At 57.7% G+C, this 23462-nt stretch carries 21 protein-coding genes; 9 read left to right on the top strand and 12 right to left on the bottom strand.

All coding sequences use genetic code 11. From position 1 onward, the window contains the following. Positions 1–32: 32 nt before the first annotated feature. Positions 33–392, bottom strand: a complete 360-nt coding sequence (locus K5D32_RS14965) for a response regulator (protein ID WP_221577336.1) — start codon at positions 390–392, stop codon at positions 33–35. Between the two features lie 346 nt (positions 393–738). On the opposite strand from K5D32_RS14965, the gene K5D32_RS14960 reads away from it, so the two are divergent. From K5D32_RS14960 to K5D32_RS14940, 5 genes are all read left to right on the top strand, one after another. Next, a complete protein-coding gene (locus K5D32_RS14960) occupies positions 739–4239 on the top strand; it encodes a response regulator (protein WP_221600781.1) in 3501 nt (1166 codons plus the stop codon). A 40-nt stretch (positions 4240–4279) separates the two neighbouring features. Next, positions 4280–5101, top strand: a complete 822-nt coding sequence (locus tag K5D32_RS14955) for a protein-glutamate O-methyltransferase CheR (RefSeq protein ID WP_200992921.1) — start codon at positions 4280–4282, stop codon at positions 5099–5101. Continuing rightward, positions 5098–5712: a chemotaxis protein CheB gene (locus K5D32_RS14950; RefSeq protein ID WP_025259855.1), complete on the top strand. Its 615-nt coding sequence runs from the start codon at positions 5098–5100 to the stop codon at positions 5710–5712. Before K5D32_RS14955 ends, K5D32_RS14950 begins: the two co-directional genes overlap by 4 nt. Continuing rightward, positions 5706–6887 carry a hybrid sensor histidine kinase/response regulator gene (locus tag K5D32_RS14945; RefSeq protein WP_221559915.1) on the top strand — a complete coding sequence of 394 codons (1182 nt, stop codon included), beginning with the start codon at positions 5706–5708 and terminating at the stop codon, positions 6885–6887. Before K5D32_RS14950 ends, K5D32_RS14945 begins: the two co-directional genes overlap by 7 nt. A gap of 109 nt (positions 6888–6996) precedes the next feature. Continuing rightward, positions 6997–7374, top strand: a complete 378-nt coding sequence (locus K5D32_RS14940) for a response regulator (RefSeq protein ID WP_025259857.1) — start codon at positions 6997–6999, stop codon at positions 7372–7374. A 12-nt stretch (positions 7375–7386) separates the two neighbouring features. On the opposite strand, the gene K5D32_RS14935 is transcribed toward K5D32_RS14940, so the two are convergent. Then, entirely contained in the window at positions 7387–9417 is a 2031-nt protein-coding gene (locus K5D32_RS14935) for a response regulator (RefSeq protein WP_221600779.1), read from the bottom strand. Further along, positions 9414–10898, bottom strand: coding sequence for an ATPase domain-containing protein (locus K5D32_RS14930; protein ID WP_221593693.1), 1485 nt, complete (start codon positions 10896–10898; stop codon positions 9414–9416). The genes K5D32_RS14935 and K5D32_RS14930 overlap by 4 nt, the downstream gene beginning before the upstream one ends. A 200-nt stretch (positions 10899–11098) precedes the next feature. On the opposite strand from K5D32_RS14930, the gene K5D32_RS14925 reads away from it, so the two are divergent. After that, on the top strand, positions 11099–11911 hold the full coding sequence (locus K5D32_RS14925; protein ID WP_221577341.1) for a crotonase/enoyl-CoA hydratase family protein: 813 nt from the start codon (positions 11099–11101) through the stop codon (positions 11909–11911). A gap of 12 nt (positions 11912–11923) precedes the next feature. Further along, a complete protein-coding gene (nudC, locus tag K5D32_RS14920; protein ID WP_221577342.1) occupies positions 11924–12760 on the top strand; it encodes an NAD(+) diphosphatase in 837 nt (278 codons plus the stop codon). On the opposite strand, the gene K5D32_RS14915 is transcribed toward nudC, so the two are convergent. The 6 genes from K5D32_RS14915 to K5D32_RS14890 all read right to left on the bottom strand — a co-directional run bounded on the left by K5D32_RS14915 (position 12728) and on the right by K5D32_RS14890 (position 18044). Beyond that, complete coding sequence (locus K5D32_RS14915) at positions 12728–13507, bottom strand: TSUP family transporter (RefSeq protein WP_216705643.1); 780 nt, start codon at positions 13505–13507, stop codon at positions 12728–12730. The genes nudC and K5D32_RS14915 overlap by 33 nt on opposite strands. A gap of 100 nt (positions 13508–13607) precedes the next feature. Next, positions 13608–14750, bottom strand: a complete 1143-nt coding sequence (locus K5D32_RS14910) for a Gfo/Idh/MocA family protein (RefSeq protein WP_221593694.1) — start codon at positions 14748–14750, stop codon at positions 13608–13610. A 162-nt stretch (positions 14751–14912) separates the two neighbouring features. Beyond that, positions 14913–15680: an SDR family oxidoreductase gene (locus tag K5D32_RS14905; protein ID WP_216705645.1), complete on the bottom strand. Its 768-nt coding sequence runs from the start codon at positions 15678–15680 to the stop codon at positions 14913–14915. A 24-nt stretch (positions 15681–15704) separates the two neighbouring features. Beyond that, positions 15705–16772 carry a phosphotransferase family protein gene (locus K5D32_RS14900; RefSeq protein ID WP_221600777.1) on the bottom strand — a complete coding sequence of 356 codons (1068 nt, stop codon included), beginning with the start codon at positions 16770–16772 and terminating at the stop codon, positions 15705–15707. A gap of 188 nt (positions 16773–16960) precedes the next feature. Further along, entirely contained in the window at positions 16961–17278 is a 318-nt protein-coding gene (locus K5D32_RS14895; RefSeq protein ID WP_117164758.1) for an SCP2 sterol-binding domain-containing protein, read from the bottom strand. 55 nt (positions 17279–17333) lie between these two features. Further along, complete coding sequence (locus tag K5D32_RS14890; RefSeq protein WP_221600775.1) at positions 17334–18044, bottom strand: histidine phosphatase family protein; 711 nt, start codon at positions 18042–18044, stop codon at positions 17334–17336. 205 nt (positions 18045–18249) lie between these two features. Here K5D32_RS14890 and sohB point away from each other — a divergent pair, with 205 nt between their 5' ends. Continuing rightward, positions 18250–19278, top strand: a complete 1029-nt coding sequence (gene sohB, locus K5D32_RS14885; protein ID WP_221600773.1) for a protease SohB — start codon at positions 18250–18252, stop codon at positions 19276–19278. A gap of 54 nt (positions 19279–19332) precedes the next feature. On the opposite strand, the gene K5D32_RS14880 is transcribed toward sohB, so the two are convergent. Together K5D32_RS14880 and K5D32_RS14875 are read right to left on the bottom strand one after the other, a co-directional pair. Continuing rightward, entirely contained in the window at positions 19333–19827 is a 495-nt protein-coding gene (locus K5D32_RS14880) for a DUF934 domain-containing protein (protein WP_216705650.1), read from the bottom strand. After that, on the bottom strand, positions 19811–21469 hold the full coding sequence (locus K5D32_RS14875; protein ID WP_221593697.1) for a nitrite/sulfite reductase: 1659 nt from the start codon (positions 21467–21469) through the stop codon (positions 19811–19813). Before K5D32_RS14875 ends, K5D32_RS14880 begins: the two co-directional genes overlap by 17 nt. 569 nt (positions 21470–22038) lie before the next feature. Between K5D32_RS14875 and K5D32_RS14870 the strand changes: the two genes are divergently transcribed. After that, complete coding sequence (locus tag K5D32_RS14870) at positions 22039–23142, top strand: ABC transporter substrate-binding protein (protein WP_221593698.1); 1104 nt, start codon at positions 22039–22041, stop codon at positions 23140–23142. On the opposite strand, the gene K5D32_RS14865 is transcribed toward K5D32_RS14870, so the two are convergent. Then, the gene (locus tag K5D32_RS14865; RefSeq protein WP_221577346.1) at positions 23124–23360 is read right to left on the bottom strand and encodes a DUF2970 domain-containing protein; all 237 of its coding nucleotides are present in this window, start codon (positions 23358–23360) and stop codon (positions 23124–23126) included. The genes K5D32_RS14870 and K5D32_RS14865 overlap by 19 nt on opposite strands. Positions 23361–23462: the final 102 nt, after the last annotated feature.

The following is a 23462-nucleotide window of genomic DNA, read 5'->3' as shown; positions in this document are numbered from 1 at the left end:
GGGACGGAATCTGGGCAGGGTGAATGTCAGTGTTAACCAAGGATGCTTTTTACCTTGTCGCGCAGATCGTCAATGGAAAACGGCTTGCCGATCAGATGCATGCCATCCGGCACTTCGATGTTTTCCGAGTAGCCGCTGGCGAACAGGATCGGCAGTTGCGGGCGCAGTTCCCGGGTCTGTCTGGCCAGTTCCGTGCCGCGCATGTCAGGCAGGCCCTGGTCCGTCATCAACAAGTCAATGTGGGTGGCTTCGTTTTCGATATGAGCCAGCGCTTCCTGGGCGTCCGAAGCTTCGAGTACCTGATACTCCAGTTCTTCAAGCACATCGATGATCAGCATGCGTACGATGCTGTCATCTTCGACCACAAGAATGGTGTTGGCTGTGTCAGGCATGGCGATTTCCTAAAAAATGGTAGTGAAGCTACGCACAAGGCGCAGCCTGCGGGCTTTTGTACGAAAAGTCACTGCATTTGGATCATGTTGCCTTTAAAACAGGCCAATCTGATCGATAACAATCGACTCTGTGCCCGTGTCTATCAATCAGTAAATAAAACACAACCAGAAGTTCCATCTGATTTTGGCAGGTAGCTATCCTTTGCCAGGAGGCTTTACTTGCTGGAGGTGGCGAGCTTATCGCCGATTTATGTGTGAAATTTCAATCCTCTATGCGAGAAAAGTGAGTCTTTTTCTTGCTGTTACGGCAAACTCTACCGTTTTGATATAACGCCAGGGACTTTTCATGAACCGGACGTCTGTCGTCGATGAGCAGCGCTTTCGCAAATTACTGGTCCGCAACATCAGTCTGCCGCTGGGCGTGGGCGTTTTAAGCGCGCTTTTCTTTGCCATCCTGATCGGCTATCTGCTCTCGGTCATTCAGTGGGTCGAGCATACGGATCGGGTGCTCAACAGCACCAACCGTGCGATGAAGCTCTCCATTGACATGGAAACCGGCATGCGTGGTTTCCTGCTGACCGGGCAGGAAAACTTTCTTGACCCCTATGAAGTGGCGAAACCCTTGCTCAAGGCCGAGTTGAAAAACCTGGAAGAGCTGGTGTTCGATAACCCGACGCAAGTGGACCGTTTCCGCCGGTTGTCCACCTTGCAGGAAGAGTGGGGGCATTTCGCTCAGGAAATGATCGAGATGCGCCGTCAGAACGGTGATTTTGTCCTCGCCACTCGTGCCGGGCGCGGCAAGCGCATTACCGATGAAATCCGTACCGAGTACGATCAGGTCATCTCCATGGAGCAGCAGTTGCGCCTTGCCCGCAACGCTGACGTGACCCGCACGACCATTGCGTGCGTGGTGCTGTACATGATGTTTGTGCTGGCGGTCAGCGGCATCCTGGCGTATTTCGGAAGGCGTGACCTGCTTTCCCTGTCCACGACCTACAGCTCCAACCTGAGCCAGCTTGAAGATAACGCCGAGCGTCTGCAGAAGGTCGCCTGGTTGCGCAATGGCCAGAGCGAACTGGCCGAGCAGGTGCTTGGCCAGTTGACGCTCAATACCCTCGGGCAGCATATCCTGCAGTTCTTCGCCCAGTATCTGGGGGCGGTGGTGGCGGCTGTCTATGTCCGTCAGGAGCACGGTGGCCTGTTGCGTGTCGCTTCTTACGGGTTCTCCCGGGAGCATGAGCAGCAGGAGCAGACGATCTTCACTGGCGAAGGCGTCATTGGCCAGGCCGCACAGCAGAACCGCATCGTCACCCTCGACGGGGTGCCCGGCGATTACTTCAAATACAGCTCCGGCCTGGGCGAGGGTTTGCCGAGCAGTGTGGTCATCGTGCCGACCAGCAATGACGATCAGGTCAATGGCGTAATCGAACTGGGCTTCATGCGCGCACTCACCGAAAAGGACGTCGAGTTTCTGGAGCTGGTGGCCGCAAATATCGGCACCTCCATTGAAGCGGCGCGTTATCGCCAGCGTCTTCAGGAAGTCCTGACCGAAACCCAGCAGCTCAACGAAGAGTTGCAGGTCCAGCAGGAAGAGCTGCGCACCGCCAACGAAGAACTCGAAGAGCAATCGCGGATCCTCAAGGAGTCCCAGGCGCATCTGGAAACCCAGCAGGCCGAGCTCGAGCAGACCAATACCCAGTTGGCTGAACAGAGCCAGGCCCTGGAAGACCAGCGCGATATCCTGGACAGCAAGAATGAAGAGTTGAGCCTGGCTCAGATTGAATTGCAGGCCCGTGCCGATGAGCTGCAGCGCTCCAGCAAATACAAGTCCGAGTTCCTGGCCAACATGTCCCATGAGCTGCGCACGCCGCTCAACAGTTCGTTGATCCTGGCCAAGCTGCTGGCGGAAAACCCGACCGAGAACCTGACCCAGGAGCAGGTCAAGTTTGCCGAATCGATCTACTCGGCCGGCAATGACCTGTTGAACCTTATCAACGACATTCTGGATATCTCCAAGGTCGAGGCGGGCAAGCTGGAAGTCCGTCCCGAGAACAGCAGCGTGTCGCGTCTGGTGGATGGCCTGCGTGGCATGTTCCAGCCATTGGCGACCGAAAAGAATCTGGACTTTGTCGTGGAAGTGCAGCCTGGCACGCCAACCATGCTGTTTACCGACCGTCAGCGTCTGGAGCAGATCCTCAAGAACCTCTTGTCCAACGCCATCAAGTTCACCGAGAGCGGCACCGTGAGCATGATCGTCTCCCGTCAGCCGGGTTCGGGCATTGTGTTTACCGTGCGTGATTCGGGTATCGGTATCGCCCCGGAGCATCAGCAGAGCATTTTCGAGGCATTCCGTCAGGCCGATGGCACCACCAACCGTCGTTACGGCGGCACCGGTCTGGGCCTGTCGATTTCCCGGGATCTGGCAGCCTTGCTGGGAGGCTCCATCAGCGTCACCAGTGCGCCGGGGCAGGGCAGTATTTTCTCTCTGGTGTTGCCAGAGCAATATGTCGAGCAGGAGCGCGAAGAGGAGGGCAGCGAGCGGTCGGTGATCATTTCGTCGCCTGTTGTCACGTTGCCGGTAGCAAGCCAGCCGGCTATCGAACCCAAGCCGGCAATACCGCAGGCGACCTTTGCCGATGATCGCCACAAGGCACCGTTCAGCGGGCGCTGCATTCTGGTTATCGAAGATGAAGTGCGGTTTGCGCAGATCCTTTTCGAACTGGCCCACGAGCTGGGGTACAGCTGTCTGGTTGCTCATGCCGCCGACGAAGGCTTCAACCTGGCCGCGCAATTCACTCCCGACGCTATCCTGCTGGACATGCGCCTGCCGGATCACTCGGGCCTGACCGTGTTGCAGCGTCTCAAGGAGCTGGCGCCTACCCGGCACATTCCGGTGCACGTGATTTCTGTCGAGGATCGTCAGGAGGCTGCCATGCACATGGGAGCCATCGGTTATGCGGTCAAGCCGACTACCCGTGAGGAACTCAAGGATGTATTCGCCAGGCTCGAAGCCAAGCTGACCCAGAAGGTCAAGCGCATCCTGCTGGTCGAGGACGATGCCTTGCAGCGTGACAGTATTGCGCGCCTGATCGGCGACGATGATATTGAAATCACCGCTGTTGGCTTCGCTCAGGAGGCCCTGGATCTGCTGCGCGAAAACATCTATGACTGCATGATCATCGACCTCAAGTTGCCGGACATGCTGGGCAATGAGCTGCTCAAGCGCATGTCGACCGAAGACATTCGTTCCTTCCCGCCGGTGATCGTCTACACGGGGCGCAACATGACCCGTGACGAAGAAACCGAACTGATGAAGTACTCGCGTTCGATCATCATCAAGGGCGCCCGCTCGCCGGAACGCCTGCTGGATGAAGTGACCCTGTTCCTGCACAAGGTCGAGTCGCAGCTCTCCAACGAGCGTCAGAAAATGCTCAAGACTGCCCGCAGCCGTGACAAGGTCTTCGAGGCGCGCAAGATCCTGGTGGTCGATGACGATGTGCGCAATATCTTCGCTCTGACCAGTGCCCTGGAACACAAGGGCGCAGTGGTGGAGATCGCCCGTAACGGCATCGAGGCGATTGCAAAGCTCAATGAGGTCGAAGATATCGATCTGGTGCTGATGGACGTGATGATGCCGGAAATGGACGGCTACGAAGCGACCGTTGAAATCCGCAAGGATCCTCGCTGGCGCAAACTGCCGATCATTGCAGTGACCGCCAAGGCCATGAAGGACGATCAGGAGCGTTGCCTGCAGGCAGGTTCCAACGACTATCTGGCCAAGCCAATCGACCTTGACCGGTTGTTCTCGCTGATTCGGGTCTGGCTACCAAAAATGGAACGTATCTGAGTCATGGATGCCCATAAGATTTATTTTTCCAGGTTTTCCCATGGCTCTTGATCGAAGCGCTGATATCGAGCTGCAACTGCTGATTGATGCGATCTATCTGAAGTACAGCTACGACTTTCGGGACTATTCCGGCGCCTCCATCAAGCGCCGGGTGAACCATGCCCTGCGTCAGTTCGATTGCAGCACCATTTCTGCCTTGCAGGAGCGTGTGCTGCACGATCCGGCTGCGTTCATGCAGTTGCTGCAATTGCTGACGATTCCGGTCAGCGAGATGTTTCGCGATCCTTCGCATTTTCTGGCCATTCGCCAGGAGGTGGTGCCGTTGCTCAGGACCTATCCGTCGATCAAGGTCTGGATCGCCGGTTGCAGTACGGGGGAAGAAGTCTATTCGACGGCGATTCTGTTGCGCGAAGAGGGGTTGCTTGAACGCACCATCATTTACGCCACCGATATCAATCCAAGCTCCCTGGAAAAAGCCAAGCAGGGGATCTTCTCCATGGAAAGCGTGCGGGCCTATGCCGAAAATTACCGCAAGGCCGGTGGTCAGCGCGAGCTCTCGGATTACTACACCTCGGCCTATGATTACGCGATCTTCGACAAGACCCTGCGCGAGAATGTCACATTCGCCGATCATAGCCTGGCCACCGACAGCGTCTTCTCCGAGACGCAGCTCATTTCATGCCGTAATGTGCTGATCTACTTCAACAAGAGTCTTCAGAACCGAACCTTCGGGTTGTTCCATGAGTCATTATGCCATCGCGGATTTCTAGCATTGGGCAGTAAGGAAACTCTGGATTTTTCCGAGTACAGCAATGCTTTCGAAACACTGGTGAAACCGGAACGGATCTACCGGAAAAAATGAAAACGACCTTCAGTGTCGAGTCGGCCGATTGCACTCTGCCGGCAGTGGATGCCATTGTCGTCGGTGCGTCGGCGGGCGGTGTAGAGGCGTTGCTGAAAATATTCGGCATGCTCAGGCCCGGCTTTCCTCTGCCGATCATTGCTGTCCTGCATCTGCCGGAGTCGCGACGCAGCCAGTTGGCTCATGTATTCCAGAATCGTCTGGCGATACCGGTCAAGGAAGCGGACGACAAGGAGTCGATTGTGCCCGGCACGCTGTATTTTGCGCCTGCCGGTTATCACCTGTCGGTGGAGAACGATCACAGCTTTTCGTTGAGCCAGGAAGAACGCGTATTTCATTCGCGGCCCAGTATCGATATTTTGTTCGATTCGGCTGCGGATGCCTTTGGCTCACGCCTTGCAGGCGTATTGCTGACCGGTGCCAATAACGATGGGGCACTCGGGTTGGCGCAAATAAACCGATACGGTGGTTTTACCGTGATTCAGGATCCGGATCAGGCCCTTGCGCGCACCATGCCCGAGGCGGCTCTGGCGCTTCACTCGCCTGATTACCTTCTGCCTTTGAATGAAATAGGCCAACTGCTGGTCAAGCTGGAACGAATCACATGCTAAATGAAATCCAGGCAAAACTGCTCATAGTCGACGATTTGCCGGAAAACCTGCTTGCCCTCGAAGCGTTGATCAAGCGTGATGACCGCACCGTATACAAGGCCTTGTCGGCAGACGAAGCCTTGTCCCTGCTGTTGCAGCATGAATTCGCCCTGGCCATTCTCGACGTGCAGATGCCCGGCATGAACGGTTTCGAGCTGGCCGAGATGATGCGCAGCACCGAAAAGACCAAGAACATTCCCATCGTGTTTGTCAGTGCAGCCGGGCGTGAACTCAACTATGCCTTCAAAGGCTACGAAAGCGGAGCCGTGGACTTCCTGCACAAGCCGCTGGATATCCATGCGGTCAAGAGCAAGGTCAACGTCTTCGTCGAGCTGTATCGCCAGCGCAAGGCGGTGAAAATGCAGGTCGAGGCGCTGGAGCAGAGTCGCCATGAACAGGAAATACTGCTCAAGCGTCTGCAGGCGACCCAGGGCGAGCTCGAACATGCCATCCGCATGCGCGACGACTTCATGTCCATCGTCTCCCATGAAGTGCGCACGCCGCTCAATGGCCTGATTCTGGAAACCCAGTTGCGCAAGTTGCATCTGGCCAAGGACAACACAGCGGCTTTCACCCTGGACAAGCTTCGGGGCATGGTCGAGCGCGACGAGCGTCAGATCCAGAGCCTGATCCGGCTGATCGAGGACATGCTCGATGTGTCCCGTATCCGCACCGGCAAGCTGTCGATCCGGCCAAACGCCTTTGACCTGAGTGAACTGGTGGGCCAGTTACTGGAAAACTTCGCGGCCCAGATTGCCGCGACCGAATCCACCGTCACCCTGTTTGCCGAAGAGACAGTCATCGGGGTCTGGGACGAGTTCCGGATCGAGCAGGTGGTGGCCAACCTGCTGACCAATGCCATGCGCTACGGTGCCCGCAAGCCGATCGAGGTACGTGTGTATTGTGAAAGCGGCGAGGCGCGGGTCGAAGTGATCGATCAGGGGATCGGGATTTCCGAGGAAAACCAGAAACGCATCTTCCAGCAGTTCGAGCGGGTAACGGCCAAGCATGCCGTGGCCGGCCTGGGGCTTGGGTTGTTCATCTCCGAACAGATCGTCCTGGCCCATGGCGGCCGGATTGTCGTGGAGAGCGAAGAGGGCAAGGGCTCGACATTCCGGGTCTGCCTGCCGCTGTAGGAGCGAATTTATTCGCGAATGAATTCGCTCCTACGGGGAAAAATTTGCGCAACCTCTACAACGCGCTGTGGTCGTATTGGCAGCTATTTACAGAACAAAAGGCAGTTCCATGAGCGCTGATGCAGAAAACGTCGTACTAATCGTCGAAGACGAACCCTTGATCCTGATGCTGCTGGCTGATTATCTGTCGGGCGAGGGCTATCGGGTCTTGCAGGCCTCCAACGGCGAGCAGGCGTTCGAGATTCTGGCGACCAAGCCCCATCTGGACCTGATGATCACCGACTATCGCCTGCCGGGCGGGTTCTCCGGTGTGATGATTGCCGAGCCGGCGGTCAAGCTGCGACCTGAACTGAAGGTCATCTTTATCAGCGGTTACCCGGCAGAAATCCTCGATTGCGACAGCCCTATCACTCGCAAGGCGCCGATTCTGGCCAAGCCGTTCACCATGGAAACCCTGCACACGCAGATTCAGCGTCTGCTGGCCTGAGGCTTCGGCTGTTCAGGCCTCGATCATCTCTCTCACCTTGGACGTCAGGTGATCGAAGGCAAAGGGCTTGGTGATCATCTGCATGCCGGTATCCAGAAAACCCGAGCGAGCGGCTGCATGCTCGGCATAGCCGGTGATAAACAACACTTTCAGCTCAGGCCTTAGCTGCCGGGCTATCTCCGCCAGTTGCCGCCCGTTCATGCCGGGCAGGCCGACGTCGCTGATCAGCAGATCGATGCGCTGATCGGACTCCAGGACCGGCACGGCACCTCGTGCGTCGCCTGCCTCTATATAGGCATACCCCAATTCGCTGAGTACCGAGCTGACCAGAGCCCGCACGGAGGGATCGTCTTCGACTATCAGGATCGTTTCGCCTTCTCTGGCGCAGATAGTATTGCCCTGATAGCTCTGTTCGTTTTCGGGTTGATCGCCCTGGAAGCGTGGCAGAAACAACTGCACGGTCGTGCCGCGCCCGACTTCGCTCTGGATGGCGACATGGCCATGAGACTGCTTGCTGAAGCCATAAATCATCGACAAACCCAGCCCCGTGCCCTGGCCGATGGGTTTGGTAGTGAAAAACGGGTCGAAGGCGCGACTGACCACGGCTTCCGGCATGCCGCAGCCGTTGTCGCTGACGCTCAGGACCACATAGTCGCCCGGCAAGAGGTTTTCATGGGCGTTGGTAAACGACTTGTCCAGACGCTGATTGAAGGTCTCGACCTGCAGCTGTCCACCATCGGGCATGGCATCCCTGGCATTGAGCACCAGGTTGAGCAGGGCATTTTCCAACTGGTTGGGATCAGCTTCGGCCGTCCATAGATCTGCATTGAGGTGCATGTCCAGGCGAATGCTTTCATTGAGGCTGCGCTGGATCAGTTCCCCCATGGAGCTGACCAGTTGATTCATCTCCACAGGCTTGGAGTCCAGCGACTGGCGTCTGGAAAACGCCAGCAGTCGATGGGTGAGGGAGGCTGCCCGGTTGGCGGAAGTCACGCCCAGATCGATCAGTTTATCCAGGTCGTCGAGTCGGCCTCGCTCCAGGCGACGCCTGATCATTTCAAGGCTGCCGATGATGCCCGTGAGCATGTTGTTGAAGTCGTGGGCGATACCGCCGGTCAATTGCCCGACGGCCTCCATTTTTTGTGACTGGCGCAGGATTTCTTCTTTGTTGCGCAATTGTGAAGTGCGCTCTTCAACCTGCTGCTCAAGGGTTTCGTTGAGGCTTCGCAGTTGTACTTCGGCCTGCTTGCGCTCCGAGATATCCGAAGTCACTCCGGACAATGCGGTGACCTGGCCGTTCTTGGCGCGGATGGCCCGTGCGCGGACATCGACCCAGTTGACCGATCCGTCTGGCCAGATGTCCCGGTATTCGATGATGAAATCGACGCCTGTATCCAGGCTGCGTTGCAAGGCTGACTGCATGCGGGGCTGATCTTCGGGGTGAACCGCAGCCAGCCAGTCCTCGTAGCTGAAGTTTTCGTGTTCTTCGCGGCCATAGTGGGATTTGCTGATGGCCGAGCAGGTCAGTACCAGAAAACCGGTCTCCAGTTGCCAGGCGCCAAGCCGTCCGGCCTTGAGGGCGTTCTGCAGGCGTCTCTCGCCCTCCACCAGATCTTCCATGCGGGCTCTGGCTTCATACTGACGTCTTCGACCGCGTATGGCGGTGGTCGCCAGACTGACCAGTGTCATTGGATGGAAAGGGCGTTCCAGAAAGGTGACATTGCCCAGCAGGCTGCCCAGCCGGGCCGAAGGGTTCTGGTCCGGGCCGCCATGGTGTGTAAGCAGCACGATGGGCAGGTCGGACCAGGCAGGTTGATTGGCCAGAAGACTGAGCAGCGGGTTGATATCCGCACCAAGCAGGGCTTCATCGGCAATCACTGCAAGCCCGGCGCCGGCACTCAGTTCCTGATCAAGTTCATTGAGGTCGCGGGCTATCGTTGCCCGATAGCCCGCTTCCTCAAGGATCATTACCGCAATCTGGCTGTCACGCCCTCTGGGGGCCAGAATGACAGCCCGTTCCGATAACAATCCGCTGACACTCACTCGTCTTCATCCTTGAGCAGTGGCTTGCTTTCGCCAAGATAATCGGGCGCACCCCGCAGGATTCCCTGAAAGGCTGCCAGTGGGTCGCCTATTCGCAGGCCGCTCCTGCCGATGCGGTATTCGCGAATCGTCGATTCGTGAGTCCCGGTTCGTTTCTTGATGATGGATATGGCCCTGCGTATCTGGCCGAGTGCCTCGAAGTAGCGCAACAGTATCACGGTGTCCGCCAGATACGTAATGTCTACCGGCGCTTGCATGTCGCCCACCAGACCATGTTGTGCCACGGTCATGAAGGTCGAGGCACCTTGCCGGTTGAGATAGAGCAGAAGTTCATGCATGTGCAGAACCAGCGAATTCTCTTCCGGCATCGCCGCCTGATAGCCGTTGATGCTGTCGATGACCACGGTCTTGATCTGTTTGTCATCCACGCAGCGACGAACCCGATGGGAAAACTCCCCCGGTGACAGTTCGGCAGCATCTACCTGTTCGACCAGCAGGTTGCCCGTAGCCTGCAAAGCCTTGAGGTCGATGCCTATCTTGTTCATCCGCTCGAACAGCAGACCCAGCTCTTCGTCGAATATGAACAGGCCGACCCGTTCACCACGGGATACGGCTTCAGCGGCAAAGACTAGAGCGATCAGGGATTTTCCTGTACCGGCCGGGCCGAGAATCAGCGTGCTGGAGCCACCGTCTATGCCACCGCCGAGCAAGTCGTCGAGTTCCTTGATACCGCTGCTGAGTTGCGAGCGGACATAGTCACTGCGGTGTTCTGCAGCAACCAGACGCGGAAATACATGAACGCCGTCCGACATGATAGTGAAGTCATGAAAGCCGCCGCGGTACTTCTGGCCGCGATACTTGACGATTTTTATGCGTCGTCGTTCGGCGCCGTAGTTCGGCGTCAATTCTTCCAGGCGGATGACGCCATGGGCGACGCTGTGCACGGTCTTGTCCAGAGACTCCGTGGTCAGGTCGTCCAGCAGCACGACAGTAGCGTCATAGCGCGCGAAGTAATGTTTGATAGCCAGGATCTGCCGTCTGTAGCGCAACGAGCTTTGCGCCAGCAGGCGAATTTCCGACAGGCTGTCGATGACCACGCGAGAAGGCTTGATGCGCTCCACCACGTCAAAGATCTGCCGTGTTGCTTCTCCCAGTTCAAGGTCCGAAGAGTACAGCAGGCTTTGGTGCTGCTCGGCATTGAGCAGGCTTTCCGGAGGCGTCAGCTCGAAAATCTCGATGTGTTCATCCAGTTCCCAGCCATGGGAACGGGCTCCCTCACGTAACTCTCGTTCGGTTTCCGAAAGTGTGATGTAAAGGCCGACTTCACCCACTTGGGCGCCCGCCCGCAAAAAATGCAGCGCGACGGTCGTCTTGCCGGTTCCGGGTTCCCCTTCGAGAAGGAAAACGTGATTGCGTGAAAGACCACCCGAAAGGATGTCGTCCAGACCTTCTATACCGGTTACCGCTTTTGAATTTTCCAAGTATTGCCCTCTTGTTTCCGATTACAGGCAATGAATCTGGACCCCTTTTGACCGAGGCGGTTCAGACTTTTTCTCCCACAGACACTGGGTCGGGGCTGATTTGCGGTCCGGGAAATGTCACAAAAGTCGCCTTACGACAGCCGTGAAGGGCTTGGTATAGTCCGCCTCAGACAGACAATAACCACCCTGAGGATGATGCCGTGTCCGACTACCAAACCTTTCTCGTCGAGCTGACTGACCACATCGCTCATGTGCAGATTAATCGACCGGACAAGGTCAATGCCATGAATGCCGCCTTCTGGACCGAAATCATCGAGATATTCCAGTGGGTCGAGGAAAACGACGAGGTTCGCGTCGTGGTTCTGAGTGGTGCGGGCAAGCACTTTTCCTCAGGGATCGATCTTGCGTTGCTGGCCTCCATCGCCGGTGAAATGGGCAAGGATGTCGGGCGAAATGCGCGTCTGTTGCGGCGCAAGATCCAGCAGATGCAGGCTTCGTTCACTGCCGTGGACAACTGCCGCAAGCCGGTGCTGGCGGCCATTCACGGTTACTGCCTGGGCGGTGCCATCGATCTTGTTTCCGCGTGTGACATGCGCTATGCAGCGGCTGATGCGCAATTCTCGATCCGCGAAATCGACATGGGTATGGCAGCTGATGTCGGCACCCTGCAACGCCTGCCACGAATCATTGGCGATGGCATGATGCGTGAGCTGGCCTATACCGGGCGTACAGTCGGCGCCGAAGAAGCCCAGCGCATCGGTCTGGTCAACAGCACTTTTGCCGATGCGCCGAGCCTGCTGGAAGCTGTCTTTGCCATCGCCCGTGAAATAGCCGCCAAGTCGCCAATTGCGATAGAAGGCACCAAGCAGATGATCGCCTACATGCGCGATCATCGTATCGATGATGGTCTTGAGCACGTTGCCATCTGGAACTCTGCCATGCTGCAATCGGTCGATCTCAAGGTGGCAATGGCTGCGCACATGAGCAAACAGAAGCCGGTTTTCGACAATTAAGGAGTTCTTGGCATGACACGCCCGGCGCGTTGGACAACTGCAGTTCTGGATACGTCAGCAACAGGTGGCTGGGCCGTGGTTCATGGTGATCAGGGTTTTCTGCTTGACGGCAATGGCGTCATGTTTCCCAGGGAATGGTTAAAGCGCCAGGATCTGCCGGTGCAAAGCGAGCATGGCATTGGCCACTTCGATGGCGAGCCGGTCTATGTGCTGGTGCTCGATCGGTCGGTGGAGGTTGAAGGCTGTACCTGGCAGGGGCTGCGCCAGTTCATGTTGCAGGGGGATTTTGCGGTCTATCAGAAACTCGGCTATGCGGCGCAGATCAGCACCTGGGCTCGCGAGCATCGATTCTGTGGTGCCTGTGGCCGCCCGACGGTGCAGATTCCCGGTGAGCGGGCCATGTACTGCGAGCATGACAACCTGCGTTTCTACCCGCGTATCTCGCCGAGCATGATCGTGCTGATTACCCGTGGCGATGAAATCCTGCTGGCTCGTTCACCGCGTTTCGTGACCGGTGTCTACAGCACCCTGGCCGGTTTTGCCGAGCCCGGCGAGTCGGCCGAGGATTGTGTGCGTCGGGAAGTGATGGAAGAGGTGCAGATCCGCATCCGCAACATCACCTACATGGGCAGCCAGTGCTGGCCGTTCCCGCATTCGATGATGCTGGGTTTCCATGCCGAATATGAGAGCGGTGAAATCGTGCCTCAGGCCGATGAGATCGAAGATGCGCGCTGGTTTCATATCGATGATCTGCCGCCTTTGCCGGCCAGCCGTTCCATTGCGCGCTATCTGATCGAGTCTTACCTGGCCCGTCGTTCAGGCGCCCCCGAACCAGTGTTGCCAGGCTAGGCGTACGGTCAGGCCGAGTACCACGATGATGAATACCGGACGAATGAATTTGGCGCCGCCCTTGATGGCGGTGCCTGCGCCAAAGTAGGCACCGAGCATCACCGACAGGCCCATGCTCAGGCCGATGACGAAGTCCACCTGGCCCGAAAAGATGAATATCGACAAGGCCACGGCATTGCTGACAAAGTTCATGCTGCGTGCCACGCCGCTGGCCTTAACCAGATCCACCGGGTACATCATCAGCGTGCTGACGGTCCAGAAAGCGCCGGTGCCCGGGCCAGCCACGCCGTCATAGAAACCCAGCGACAGGCCTTGGGGCAGTTGCCATTTCTTCCTGACCGGTGCATTGCTGTCCAGTGGAGCCTTGGGGGTGCCGCCGAACAGCAGATACAGACCGCAACCGAACACAATCACGGGCAGCATCTGATTGATCCATTCGGCAGGCAGGTAATGGGCGATCACCGCGCCGATTGCAGCGCCCACGGCAGTGCCCACCAAGGCATGAGCCCATTGCCGGGGATGGAAAAGCTTGCGGCGGTAGTAGGTGAAGCTGGCGGTTGCCGAACCGAAGGTCGAGCTGAGTTTGTTGGTGCCCAGCACCAGATGCGGCGGCAGGCCGGCCGTCATCAGGGCAGGGGTGGTCAACAGCCCGCCGCCTCCGGCAATGGCATCGATGAATCCGGCAATGAAGGCAACAACGATCAGAATGGCGAGGGTGGCAAGGTCGACACTGAGTTCAAAAGGCATGATCGGTACGGCTTATAGGGCAGGGGGCAGAATGGCTGCCCGAAGGCGCGCATTCTACTCCCCTGTTTGCCCTGTGTCAGACAATGGTCGAAGGCGTTTTTCAGATTTCACCCAGTCCGACCCAGCGCTGTTCGCGTGCTGCAAGACGAATCGCGGCTGCCAGGCGTTCGATCTGCCAGGCCTCTTCAAAGTCCGGCCCTCGCTTGCCAACGCCGCACACGGCCTGAATCAGTGAATGCACTTCCAGCGCCTTGAGCTCGTTGTACCCCAGTTGATGGCCGGGCGCAGGGCAGAAGGCGGCATAGCCTGCCTGGGCTGGTCCTGCGAGTATCCGCTGGAAACCATCGCGCCCGGTTGCGCCGCTGCGATAGATGCGCAGCTCGTTCAAGCGCTCCTGATCGAAGGCCAGAGTGCCGCGGGTGCCGCTGATTTCAAAGCTCAGATGGTTCTTGTAGCCGTGCTTGAGCCAACTGCTGCTGAAAGTGCCGCGTGCGCCACTGGCAAAGCGCAGCAGGGCGTGGGTCTGATCATCCACTGCAATCGGACGCAGCTCGTTGCTGCCACGGGTGGCGGGGCGCTGGCGATGCACTGTGCTTGAATCGGCGCATACCGCTTCGATATCGCCCAGCAGGTAGCGGGCCATGGCCAGCAGATGGCTGCCAAGATCGGCCAGTGCGCCACCGGCATGCTCGGCTTCACAGCGCCAGGACCATGGCGATGCCGGGTCGCCCATGAAGTCTTCGCTGAACTCTCCCTGGAAACTGATGATTTCCCCCAACTCACCCGCTTCAATCATTTCTCTTGCAAGGTCGATCATCGGGTTGTGCTGATAGTTGTAACCCACTTGCGTCACGACGCCTGCGGCTTCGGCACTGCGGCGCATTTCATCCGCCTGGGCCAGGCTGACTGCCAGAGGCTTTTCGCAATACACTGCTTTTCCTGCGGCGATGGCAGCCATTGCCATGGGGAAGTGCAAATGATTGGGCGTGGTGATCGCGACGATCTGTACCTGAGGATCGTCGATCAGTTGTTGCCAGTCACTGTGGCTGCGCTCAAAGCCCCATGCCTGAGCACATTGTTCGGCGCGGGCACTGTCTGCATCGGCCAGGGCTGCGAGGTGAATAGGGGCAGGTAATTCAAAGGCAGCACTGACATTGCGAAACGCCAGGGCATGTGCGCGGCCCATGAAACCGGTGCCGATCAGCCCGATACCCAGTGGCGCAGCGAGAGGGGTTTTCCGCATGACAATCTCCGTGATGGATTATTGTTTTCGGAAAATATATTCCATAAATTATATTTGTGGAATTATTATTCGACTGTGGGAGCGAATTTATTCGCGAAGAAGGCGCACTTCAATTTTCCATTCACGAATAAATTCGTTCCTACGCAGAGGTCATGGCTGCACTCAGGAAAGAAACCCGCCATCCACATTCAGTGCGACCCCGGTCGTGTAGCTCGACGCTTCACTGGCCAGATACAGCACCGCGCCTGCCATTTCGCTGGGAGCAGCCACGCGCTTGAGGGGGATCTGGGCCAGTGCCATGTTGAGGATGGCGTCGTTCTTGACCAGCGCCGAGGCGAATTTGGTATCGGTAAGGCCCGGCAGCAGGGCATTGCAGCGGATGCCGAACGCTGCGCATTCCTTGGCGAACACCTTGGTCATATTGATGACCGCCGCCTTGGTTACCGAATAGATGCCCTGGAATTGCCCCGGCGAGACGCCATTGATCGAGGCCACATTGATGATGCTGCCGCCACCGTTGTCGCGCATCAGCTTGCCGGCTTCCACCGACATGAAGAAATACCCGCGAATGTTCACGTCCACGGTCTTCTGAAAAGCCCCGAGGTCCGTATCCAGCACATTGCAGAACTGCGGGTTGGTGGCTGCGTTGTTGACCAGCACGTCCAGACGCCCGAATTGTTGGCGAATCTGCTCGAACACGCTTTGAATCTGTTCCATTTCACCGATATGACAGGCGATGGCTGTCGCCTTGCCACCTTCGGCAACAATGGCATCTGCAACCTGCTGGCAGCCCTCGATCTTGCGGCTGGAAACAATCACGTGTGCGCCTTGCTGGGCCAGCAGTCTGGCGATGGCTTCACCAATGCCGCGACTGGCGCCGGAAACGAAGGCGACCTTGCCATCAAGGTCGAATAACTGGGTTCTGGACATGGTGGTTTCCTTGGGTCACTGCACTCAAAGGCTGGATTTTTCGATCACTTGCAGGCTCATGCGCTCCAGCAGCAGGTTCATCTGGATGAACTGTGCGAAACGTTTGTCCTGAGTCTGGCCATGGAAGAAACGGTAGTAGATCTGCTGCACGATGCCCGCCAGACGGAACAGGCCATAGGTGTAATAGAAGTCGAAATTATCGATACGAATGCCTGAGCGTTCGGCGTAGTAGTCGACAAACTGCTGACGAGTCAGCATGCCCGGGGCATTGCTGGGCTGGCGACGCATCAGTTGCACGGGCGCAGGGTCGTCGGCCTGAATCCAGTAAGCCAGGGTGTTGCCCAGGTCCATCAGCGGATCGCCCAGCGTGGTCAGTTCCCAATCCAGCACACCGATGATGCGCATCGGGTTTTCGGGGTCGAGAATCACGTTGTCGAAACGGTAATCGTTATGCACGATGGCCGGTTTCGGATGGTCGGCGGGCATTTTCGCTACCAGCCAGTTCCTGACCTTTTCCCAGGCGGGAGCATCGGGAGTCATGGCTTTCTCGTAGCGCTCGCTCCAGCCCAGAATCTGCCGTTCCACATAACCCTGCGGCTTGCCCAGGTCCGCCAGGCCACAGGCCTGATAGTCGACCTGATGCAGCTCCACCAGTTTGTCGATGAAGCTTTTGCACAAGGCTTCGGTCTGCCCGGCATCCAGGTTCAATTCCGGCGGCAGGTCCGAGCGCAGGATGATGCCCTTGACCCGCTCCATGACGTAGAAGTCGGAGCCGATCAGGCTTTCATCGGTGCAGTGTGCATAGGCTTTCGGGCAGTAGGGGAACGCATCCTTGAGGCCGTTGAGAATGCGGTACTCGCGGCCCATGTCGTGAGCCGACCTGGCTTTTTGCCCGAATGGCGGGCGGCGCAGAACGAACTCCTGTTCGGGGTAGCGGACCAGATACGTGAGGTTCGAGGCACCTCCCGGAAACTGGCTGATCTGCGGCAAACCGCTGAGACCGGGAATCCGGGTTTTGAGGTAGGGATCGATGAGATGTGCGTCCAGCTCTTCACCGGGACGAATATCCGTGGACTGGTCGGTTAGCGCCATGCTTATTCCTGCTTATTATGGTCTGTCAGGATCATTGGCTAATCTAATGAACGACGTCTTTGCGAACAACCCTGGGCGAGCCTTATAGGCTAGCGTGTTGCCCGTCGATCAGCCGGTTTGATTCAGGCGAAAAAAAACCGAAGCCCTGAAGCTTCGGTTTTTTGTGCATCGCAAGAAGCAACTCCGGATCAGACCGGAAAGAGGTCGCTCAGCTTCATGGCCAGCATCATGTCGCCTTCGGCGCGCAGCTTGCCGCCCATGAAGGCCTGCATGCCATCGGTTTCGCCGCTGACGATGCCTTTGAGGGTTTCGCTGTCCATGATCAGGGTCACGTTGGCGTCAGGGTTCTCGCCTTCCTGCAGTTCGCAGGTGCTGTCCTTGACGATCAGGGCGTAGTGCTTGTCTTCGTCAGTGATGTTGAAGCCGAAAACCAGGTCCAGGCCCGCAGCGGCGCTTGGGTTGAACTTGGCTTTCATGGTTTGGACAGCTTCGGCTACTGAGGTCATGGTTTTATCCTTTTATGGTTGGTTCTGGCGCCGGTCAGGGCGCGATTGGCCGGACTCAGCGGTAAGTGATGAGTTCCGGCGCCTTCAGCAGTTGCAGGTGTGTGTCACTGTTGAAGGAAGCCAGGGTCACCTTGCTGCCACTGAATTCCAGCCGGTTCAGCGAGGTGTTGACGATATGCCAGTTAAGCTCGAATGCCTGCTGTGCGGGCATTCCGGTAACAAGGTGCAGCAAGGCCGTAATGGTGCCGCCGGAAGTGAACACGGCGATGCGCTCACGTTTGCCGGCAGTTTCGATGATTCTGTCCAGGCCAGCCTTTACGCCAGCGACGAATGCCAGCCAGCTTTGCATGCCCGGTGTGTCGTGTTTGCCGCCCAGCCAGCGGCTGACGATCTGCGCAAACAGGCGCTGGAACTCGGCCGGGTTATGGCCGGCATTACGCAGAATGTTCAGGGCGTCGGGTTCATCGGGCAGCATCGCGGGTATCAGGGCTCGCACGACACCTTCGGCATCGAATTCATTGAAAGCGCTGTCGATTTCCAGTGCGGGCGGTTCAAGACCGGCCTCGGCCAGTTGGGCCAGGGCATTTTGCGCGGTGTCTTTCTGGCGTCGCAGACTGCCGGACAGGCAACGGTCCAGGCGCAGGCCCAGCTGTGCCAGATGCGCGCCCACTACCTGAGCCTGACGAATGCCGACAGGCGACAGCACGTCGTAATCGTCTGCACCGAATGAAGCCTGGCCATGTCGTATCAGATAAATGCTGCCCACGTCCGTGTCGTCTCGGTACGTTGAAGGTCCGGCGAGGTTATGGGGGATGGCCGGGGCCTGTCAACGAAAAAACATACGCTCGTTTGAAATTGCTGTTTTAACTATTTGCAATATGTAGCGCGCTGGTGAACCTCCTGGCTCGTCGGTATGCTGGAGTCATCGCAGCCCTTGACTGGAAAGGGCGCAACGCAAGTGAGGAGTATCTGTGGATTTTGTCGCTGATTACGCAAGTTTTCTGGCCAAGACGGTTACGCTGGTCATTGCCATCGTCATCGTGCTGGTGGCTATTGCGTCAGTACGTGGAAAAGGCCGTCGCAAGTCGGCAGGACAGCTTCACGTCACCAAACTCAACGAGTTCTACAAAGGTCTGCGCGAGCATCTGGAACAATCGTTGCTGGACAAGGATCGCCTCAAGGCTTTGCGCAAAGAGCAGGCCAAGGCTCTGAAGAAAGAGAAGAAACAGGTCGAGCCCGAGGTCAAGCCACGGGTCTACGTTCTGGATTTCGATGGCGACATCAAGGCTTCTGCCACCGAAAGCATGCGTCATGAAATCACCGCATTGCTGACCATGGCCACTGAAAAGGACGAAGTGGTCCTGCGTCTGGAAAGCGGCGGCGGCATGGTTCACAGCTATGGCCTGGCTTCATCGCAACTGGCGCGTATCCGTCAGGCAGGCATTCCGCTGACCATCTGCATCGACAAGGTCGCGGCCAGCGGCGGTTACATGATGGCCTGCATCGGCAACAAGATCATCAGCGCACCGTTCGCTATCCTCGGCTCCATCGGCGTCGTGGCGCAGTTGCCCAACGTCAATCGTCTGCTGAAAAAGCACGATATCGATTTTGAAGTGCTGACCGCAGGCGAGTACAAGCGCACCCTGACTGTGTTTGGCGAAAACACCGAGAAGGGTCGCGAGAAGTTTCAGCAGGATCTGGACATCACCCATGACCTGTTCAAGGGCTTTGTTGCCAGCTATCGCCCACAGTTGTCCATCGATGAGGTGGCCACCGGTGAAGTCTGGCTGGGGATGGCTGCTCTTGAGAAGCAATTGGTCGACGAACTGCAGACCAGTGATCAGTACCTGGCCGAGCGGGCCAAGGATGCCGAGGTGTTTCACCTGAACTACGCCCAGCGCAAAAGCCTGCAGGAGCGCGTAGGGCTGGCAGCAACATCATCGGTGGATCGGTTGGTGACCGGCTGGTGGAGTCGTCTGACTCAGCAGCGGTTCTGGTGATGCCTTCGCGAATGAATTCGCTCCCACACGGATTCATTCGCGAAACACTGCCCGTCAGCGACGACGGAACAGCGGCAGAGGCTCGTCGGTGGCGGCCTGGTAGGTCACCGAGAAGTCCTTGAGGCCTTCGAGGGCGTCGTACGGGTCTTTGTCGGCGCGCACGGCAAAAGCATCGAAGCCACAGCGACGCAGGTAGAACAACTGGTCGCGCAACACATCGCCAATTGCCCGCAATTCGCCCTTGTAGCCATAGCGATCACGCAGCAGGCGTGCATTGGAGTAGCTACGGCCATCGGTGAACGCCGGGAAGTTCAGGGCAATGACCTGAAACTCATCGACGTGTTCGCCGATTTCCTCGGCTTCTTCATCGCTGTCCAGCCATACGCCCAGGCCGCCATCGCGGGCCTTGAGTGCATGGCCATGTTCACGCCACAGTGCCAGCGGGACGATCAGGTCATCGCAGTTGGACAGGCTGTCAAAGGTCGTTTCCTTGGGCAGCAGGTGCCAGGTTTCGTCGATGACTTCGTTGTTCTTAATGATTCGCTGCATAGACGCGCTCCTTGAAAGGGTCAATGCCAATACGCTGATAGGTGTCGATGAAGCGTTCGTCTTCGGTGCGTTTCTCGACGTAGACGTCAATCAGCTTCTCGATCACGTCCGGCATCACGTCCTGAGCGAAGGACGGGCCGAGGATCTTGCCCAGGCTTGCATCACGGCTGGCACTGCCGCCGAGGGAAACCTGATAGAACTCTTCGCCTTTCTTGTCCACGCCCAGAATGCCGATATGACCGACGTGGTGGTGACCGCAGGCGTTCATGCAGCCGGAAATGTTCAGGTCCAGTTCGCCGATGTCGAACAGGTAGTCCAGGTCATCGAAGCGGCGCTGGATGGATTCGGCGATCGGGATCGACTTGGCGTTGGCCAGGGAGCAGAAGTCACCGCCAGGGCAGCAGATGATGTCGGTCAGCAGGCCGATGTTCGGCGTGGCGAAGCCGCCTTCGCGCAGTTCGTTCCAGAGAGTGAACAACTCCGATTGCTCGACGTCGGCCAGAATGATGTTCTGCTCGTGGGAGGTGCGCAGCTGGCCGAAGCTGTAGCGGTCGGCCAGGTCGGCAACGGCGTCCAGCTGTTTGTCGGTCAGGTCGCCAGGAGCAACGCCGGTAGGCTTGAGCGACAGGGTAACGGCAATGTAGCCCGGCTTTTTGTGGGCCAGGACATTGCGGGTACGCCAGCGGGCGAAGCCAGGGTGTTGAGCGTCCAGGGCAGCCAGCTCGTCGTGCTGGTCGCTGAGGGCCTTGTATTGCGGGTCGACGAAGTGCTTGGCAACGCGCTGCACTTCGGCTTCGGTCAGAGTGGTCTGGCCGCCGCGCAGGTGAGCCATTTCGGCGTCGACCTTCTGGGCAAAGACTTCTGGCGTGAGTGCCTTGACCAGAATCTTGATCCGGGCCTTGTACTTGTTGTCGCGACGACCGTAGCGGTTGTAGACCCGCAGGATGGCGTCCAGGTAGCTCAACAGATCCTGCCATGGCAGGAATTCGTTGATGAAGGCGCCAACCACCGGAGTACGACCAAGGCCACCACCGACCAGCACGCGGAAACCCAGCTCGCCAGCAGCGTTGTATACCGGCTCCAGGCCGATATCGTGTACTTCAATGGCGGCACGATCGCTTTTCGAACCGTTGATCGCAATCTTGAACTTGCGCGGCAGGTAGGCGAATTCCGGGTGGAAGGTGGTCCACTGACGAACGATTTCACACCATGGGCGCGGGTCAATTACTTCGTCGGCGGCAACACCGGCAAACTGGTCGGTGGTCACGTTGCGCAGGCAGTTGCCGCTGGTCTGGATGGCGTGCATCTGCACGGTAGCCAGTTCGGCCAGAATATCCGGCACGTCTTCCAGGGCTGGCCAGTTGAACTGTACGTTCTGGCGGGTACTGATATGCGCATAGCCCTTGTCGTAATCACGGGCTATCTTGGCCATCATGCGCGTCTGGCGCGACGTCAGCTGGCCGTAAGGCACAGCAACGCGCAGCATCGGCGCGAAACGCTGGACATAAAGACCGTTTTGCAGGCGCAACGGTCGAAACTCTTCTTCGCTCAGTTCGCCCGCCAGATAGCGTCGGGTCTGGTCACGGAACTGCTTGACGCGGTCCTCGATGATCCGCTGATCGTACTCGTCGTATACGTACATATAGGTCCTGTTCTCAGGCTTCGTAATGAAGCAAGGGCTGCTGCGTCAAACACGACTGTTGTCAACACAGTCAGCCTTCGCTTGCCAAGCCTTGCGCCATCTAGACAATTCTGCGCGCACGGTCGCGCACTCCCTACGGAGCGCGGCGAAGATAACAGTTTGCTGATATCGGTAAAAGTGATGTTTATATATATGCAAATCGTTAAAAGCGATAAGCAAAATCCGCTGGCCCTATGACCTTGCTTGCCGTGTGGGAAATTATCGACTTTACTCAGTGCCTATCGATGCCTGATGAGGGCGCGAACTGATTTTTTCATATGCAATCACCTATAAAACCGACAAGAGGCGATGCGATGAGCAAGCACCCGAAGACCACCCGGTCCGATAGCCATGTGGATGCCTGGGCTATTTCTTTCATCATTCTATTGGTAGTAGGCGCTGCTGTTTTCTGGGTCAGCGGGCAATAGCCGCTGCCTGACTTTCTGCAAGACAGATTGCGCAGCTCTCCAGTATTCGCAGAGGACGGCCGATAACCATTCATTGCTTGGCTGCTCCAAGGCTTTGTGAATATGAATGGTTTTATCTGCCGCTGCCTGATCATTCTTGCCAGCACATGGAGCGGTTCGCTTCTGGCCGCTTCAGTCGTTTTTCTAAGCCCGGGCTTTGCGGACGATGGCTACTGGCTAAGTTATGCCCGTGTCATGCAGTCGGCTGCCGAAGGCACCGGCATGTCGCTCAAGGTGTTGTACACCGATCGCGACACCCGGAAATTGCTGTCCATGGCGCGAGAAGCGCTGCAGGGCAATGGCGAACGTCCCGACTATCTGGTGTTTTCCAATGAGCTGAACGTGGCACCCCAGGTGTTGCGTCTGTCCGAGGGCAGTGGCGTCAAGCTGCTGGCCGTCAACAACACGCTGACCGAGGATCAGGTGCGAATTCTCGGTGATCTTCCTGCGCGCTACCCCAATTTCCTTGGCAGCCTGATCGGTAATGACGAGGAGGGCGGCTATCTGACGGCAAAGCGGCTGATCAGCCTTTATCCGGGGCTCGCCGAGGGTAAGCCCATCGAGATGCTGGCGTTTTCCGGAACCAACTCCACGCCGGTTTCCCTGGAGCGAGAGCGCGGAATGCGCCGTGCGCTTACCGAGTTTCCTCAGGTTCATCTGCGCCAGATCGTGCTGGGTGGCTGGCGTCGGGACCGGGCGCAGGAGCAGGCGCGTGTACTGCTCAAGCGTTACCCGGATATTCGCCTGATCTGGTCTGCCAACGAGCAGATGGCTTTCGGTGCCATGGACGCCCTGCGCGAGCGTGGCGGGGAGCCGGGCAAGGACATCCTTTTCAGTGCCATTAACGGCACGAAGATTTCATTGCAGGCACAGCTGAATGGTCATCTGAGCGTGGTGGCGACAGGGCATTTCACCATTGGCGGCTGGGCGATGCTTCTGTTGAATGACTATGAGATGGCTGACGCAAAGACCCGCACGCGAATCGGCGACCGTTGTGTCCGCGTGCTGGAGCTGGTCGAGCGACATGATGCCAGGCGTTTTCTGGAGGCGGCGAAAGTCGAGCGCTACTACCTGGACAAACAGGCATTCAGTCGTGAGCCGGTGGGCGATGATTCGCCGTTTGCCCTGAAAAACATGCTGCCGCTGGTTCATCCCGAGGCGAAATAAAGCACCAGTTGCACGATACCGAACAGGGTCAGGGCGAAGAAAACCGTAAACAGCAGGCCCAGCAGCAGGAAGTGGGCTGGTTTGCCGTGGGTGAAGTCGCGCTGGCGATTCCTGTTGCTTTGCACGCCAAAGGCTGCCGCCATGATGCTGTGCAGCATTTGCCAGAAGGTTGGCGGTTTGCTCTGGTCTTTTGGCGAGTCATCGGATGGATCGTCCATAAGCCCTCGCTGACCGGCATTCAAGTGATCGGGTCACTTGCAGCATAGCCAACGCCGCCTTTCCATGAGCGACGATGCGTCCATGGAAAGGCGGCAGGCGAC

Origin of the sequence: Pseudomonas cichorii, assembly GCF_019719005.1 — a bacterium.
Taxonomy (GTDB): Bacteria; Pseudomonadota; Gammaproteobacteria; order Pseudomonadales; family Pseudomonadaceae; genus Aquipseudomonas; species Aquipseudomonas cichorii_E.
The sequence above is the reverse complement of the archived record's forward strand: the minus strand, read 5'-3'. Positions and strand labels throughout refer to the sequence as shown.

What these genes read in the sequence shown, in the direction of transcription:
- K5D32_RS14965 (WP_221577336.1), bottom strand. Translation starts at nt 392, where the DNA reads ATGCCTGACACAGCCAACACCATTCTTGTGGTCGAAGATGACAGCATC.
- K5D32_RS14960 (WP_221600781.1), top strand. Translation starts at nt 739, where the DNA reads ATGAACCGGACGTCTGTCGTCGATGAGCAGCGCTTTCGCAAATTACTG.
- K5D32_RS14955 (WP_200992921.1), top strand. Translation starts at nt 4,280, where the DNA reads ATGGCTCTTGATCGAAGCGCTGATATCGAGCTGCAACTGCTGATTGAT.
- K5D32_RS14950 (WP_025259855.1), top strand. Translation starts at nt 5,098, where the DNA reads ATGAAAACGACCTTCAGTGTCGAGTCGGCCGATTGCACTCTGCCGGCA.
- K5D32_RS14945 (WP_221559915.1), top strand. Translation starts at nt 5,706, where the DNA reads ATGCTAAATGAAATCCAGGCAAAACTGCTCATAGTCGACGATTTGCCG.
- K5D32_RS14940 (WP_025259857.1), top strand. Translation starts at nt 6,997, where the DNA reads ATGAGCGCTGATGCAGAAAACGTCGTACTAATCGTCGAAGACGAACCC.
- nudC (WP_221577342.1), top strand. Translation starts at nt 11,924, where the DNA reads ATGACACGCCCGGCGCGTTGGACAACTGCAGTTCTGGATACGTCAGCA.
- K5D32_RS14915 (WP_216705643.1), bottom strand. Translation starts at nt 13,507, where the DNA reads ATGCCTTTTGAACTCAGTGTCGACCTTGCCACCCTCGCCATTCTGATC.
- K5D32_RS14910 (WP_221593694.1), bottom strand. Translation starts at nt 14,750, where the DNA reads ATGCGGAAAACCCCTCTCGCTGCGCCACTGGGTATCGGGCTGATCGGC.
- K5D32_RS14905 (WP_216705645.1), bottom strand. Translation starts at nt 15,680, where the DNA reads ATGTCCAGAACCCAGTTATTCGACCTTGATGGCAAGGTCGCCTTCGTT.
- K5D32_RS14900 (WP_221600777.1), bottom strand. Translation starts at nt 16,772, where the DNA reads ATGGCGCTAACCGACCAGTCCACGGATATTCGTCCCGGTGAAGAGCTG.
- K5D32_RS14895 (WP_117164758.1), bottom strand. Translation starts at nt 17,278, where the DNA reads ATGACCTCAGTAGCCGAAGCTGTCCAAACCATGAAAGCCAAGTTCAAC.
- K5D32_RS14880 (WP_216705650.1), bottom strand. Translation starts at nt 19,827, where the DNA reads ATGCAGCGAATCATTAAGAACAACGAAGTCATCGACGAAACCTGGCAC.
- K5D32_RS14875 (WP_221593697.1), bottom strand. Translation starts at nt 21,469, where the DNA reads ATGTACGTATACGACGAGTACGATCAGCGGATCATCGAGGACCGCGTC.
- K5D32_RS14870 (WP_221593698.1), top strand. Translation starts at nt 22,039, where the DNA reads ATGAATGGTTTTATCTGCCGCTGCCTGATCATTCTTGCCAGCACATGG.
- K5D32_RS14865 (WP_221577346.1), bottom strand. Translation starts at nt 23,360, where the DNA reads ATGGACGATCCATCCGATGACTCGCCAAAAGACCAGAGCAAACCGCCA.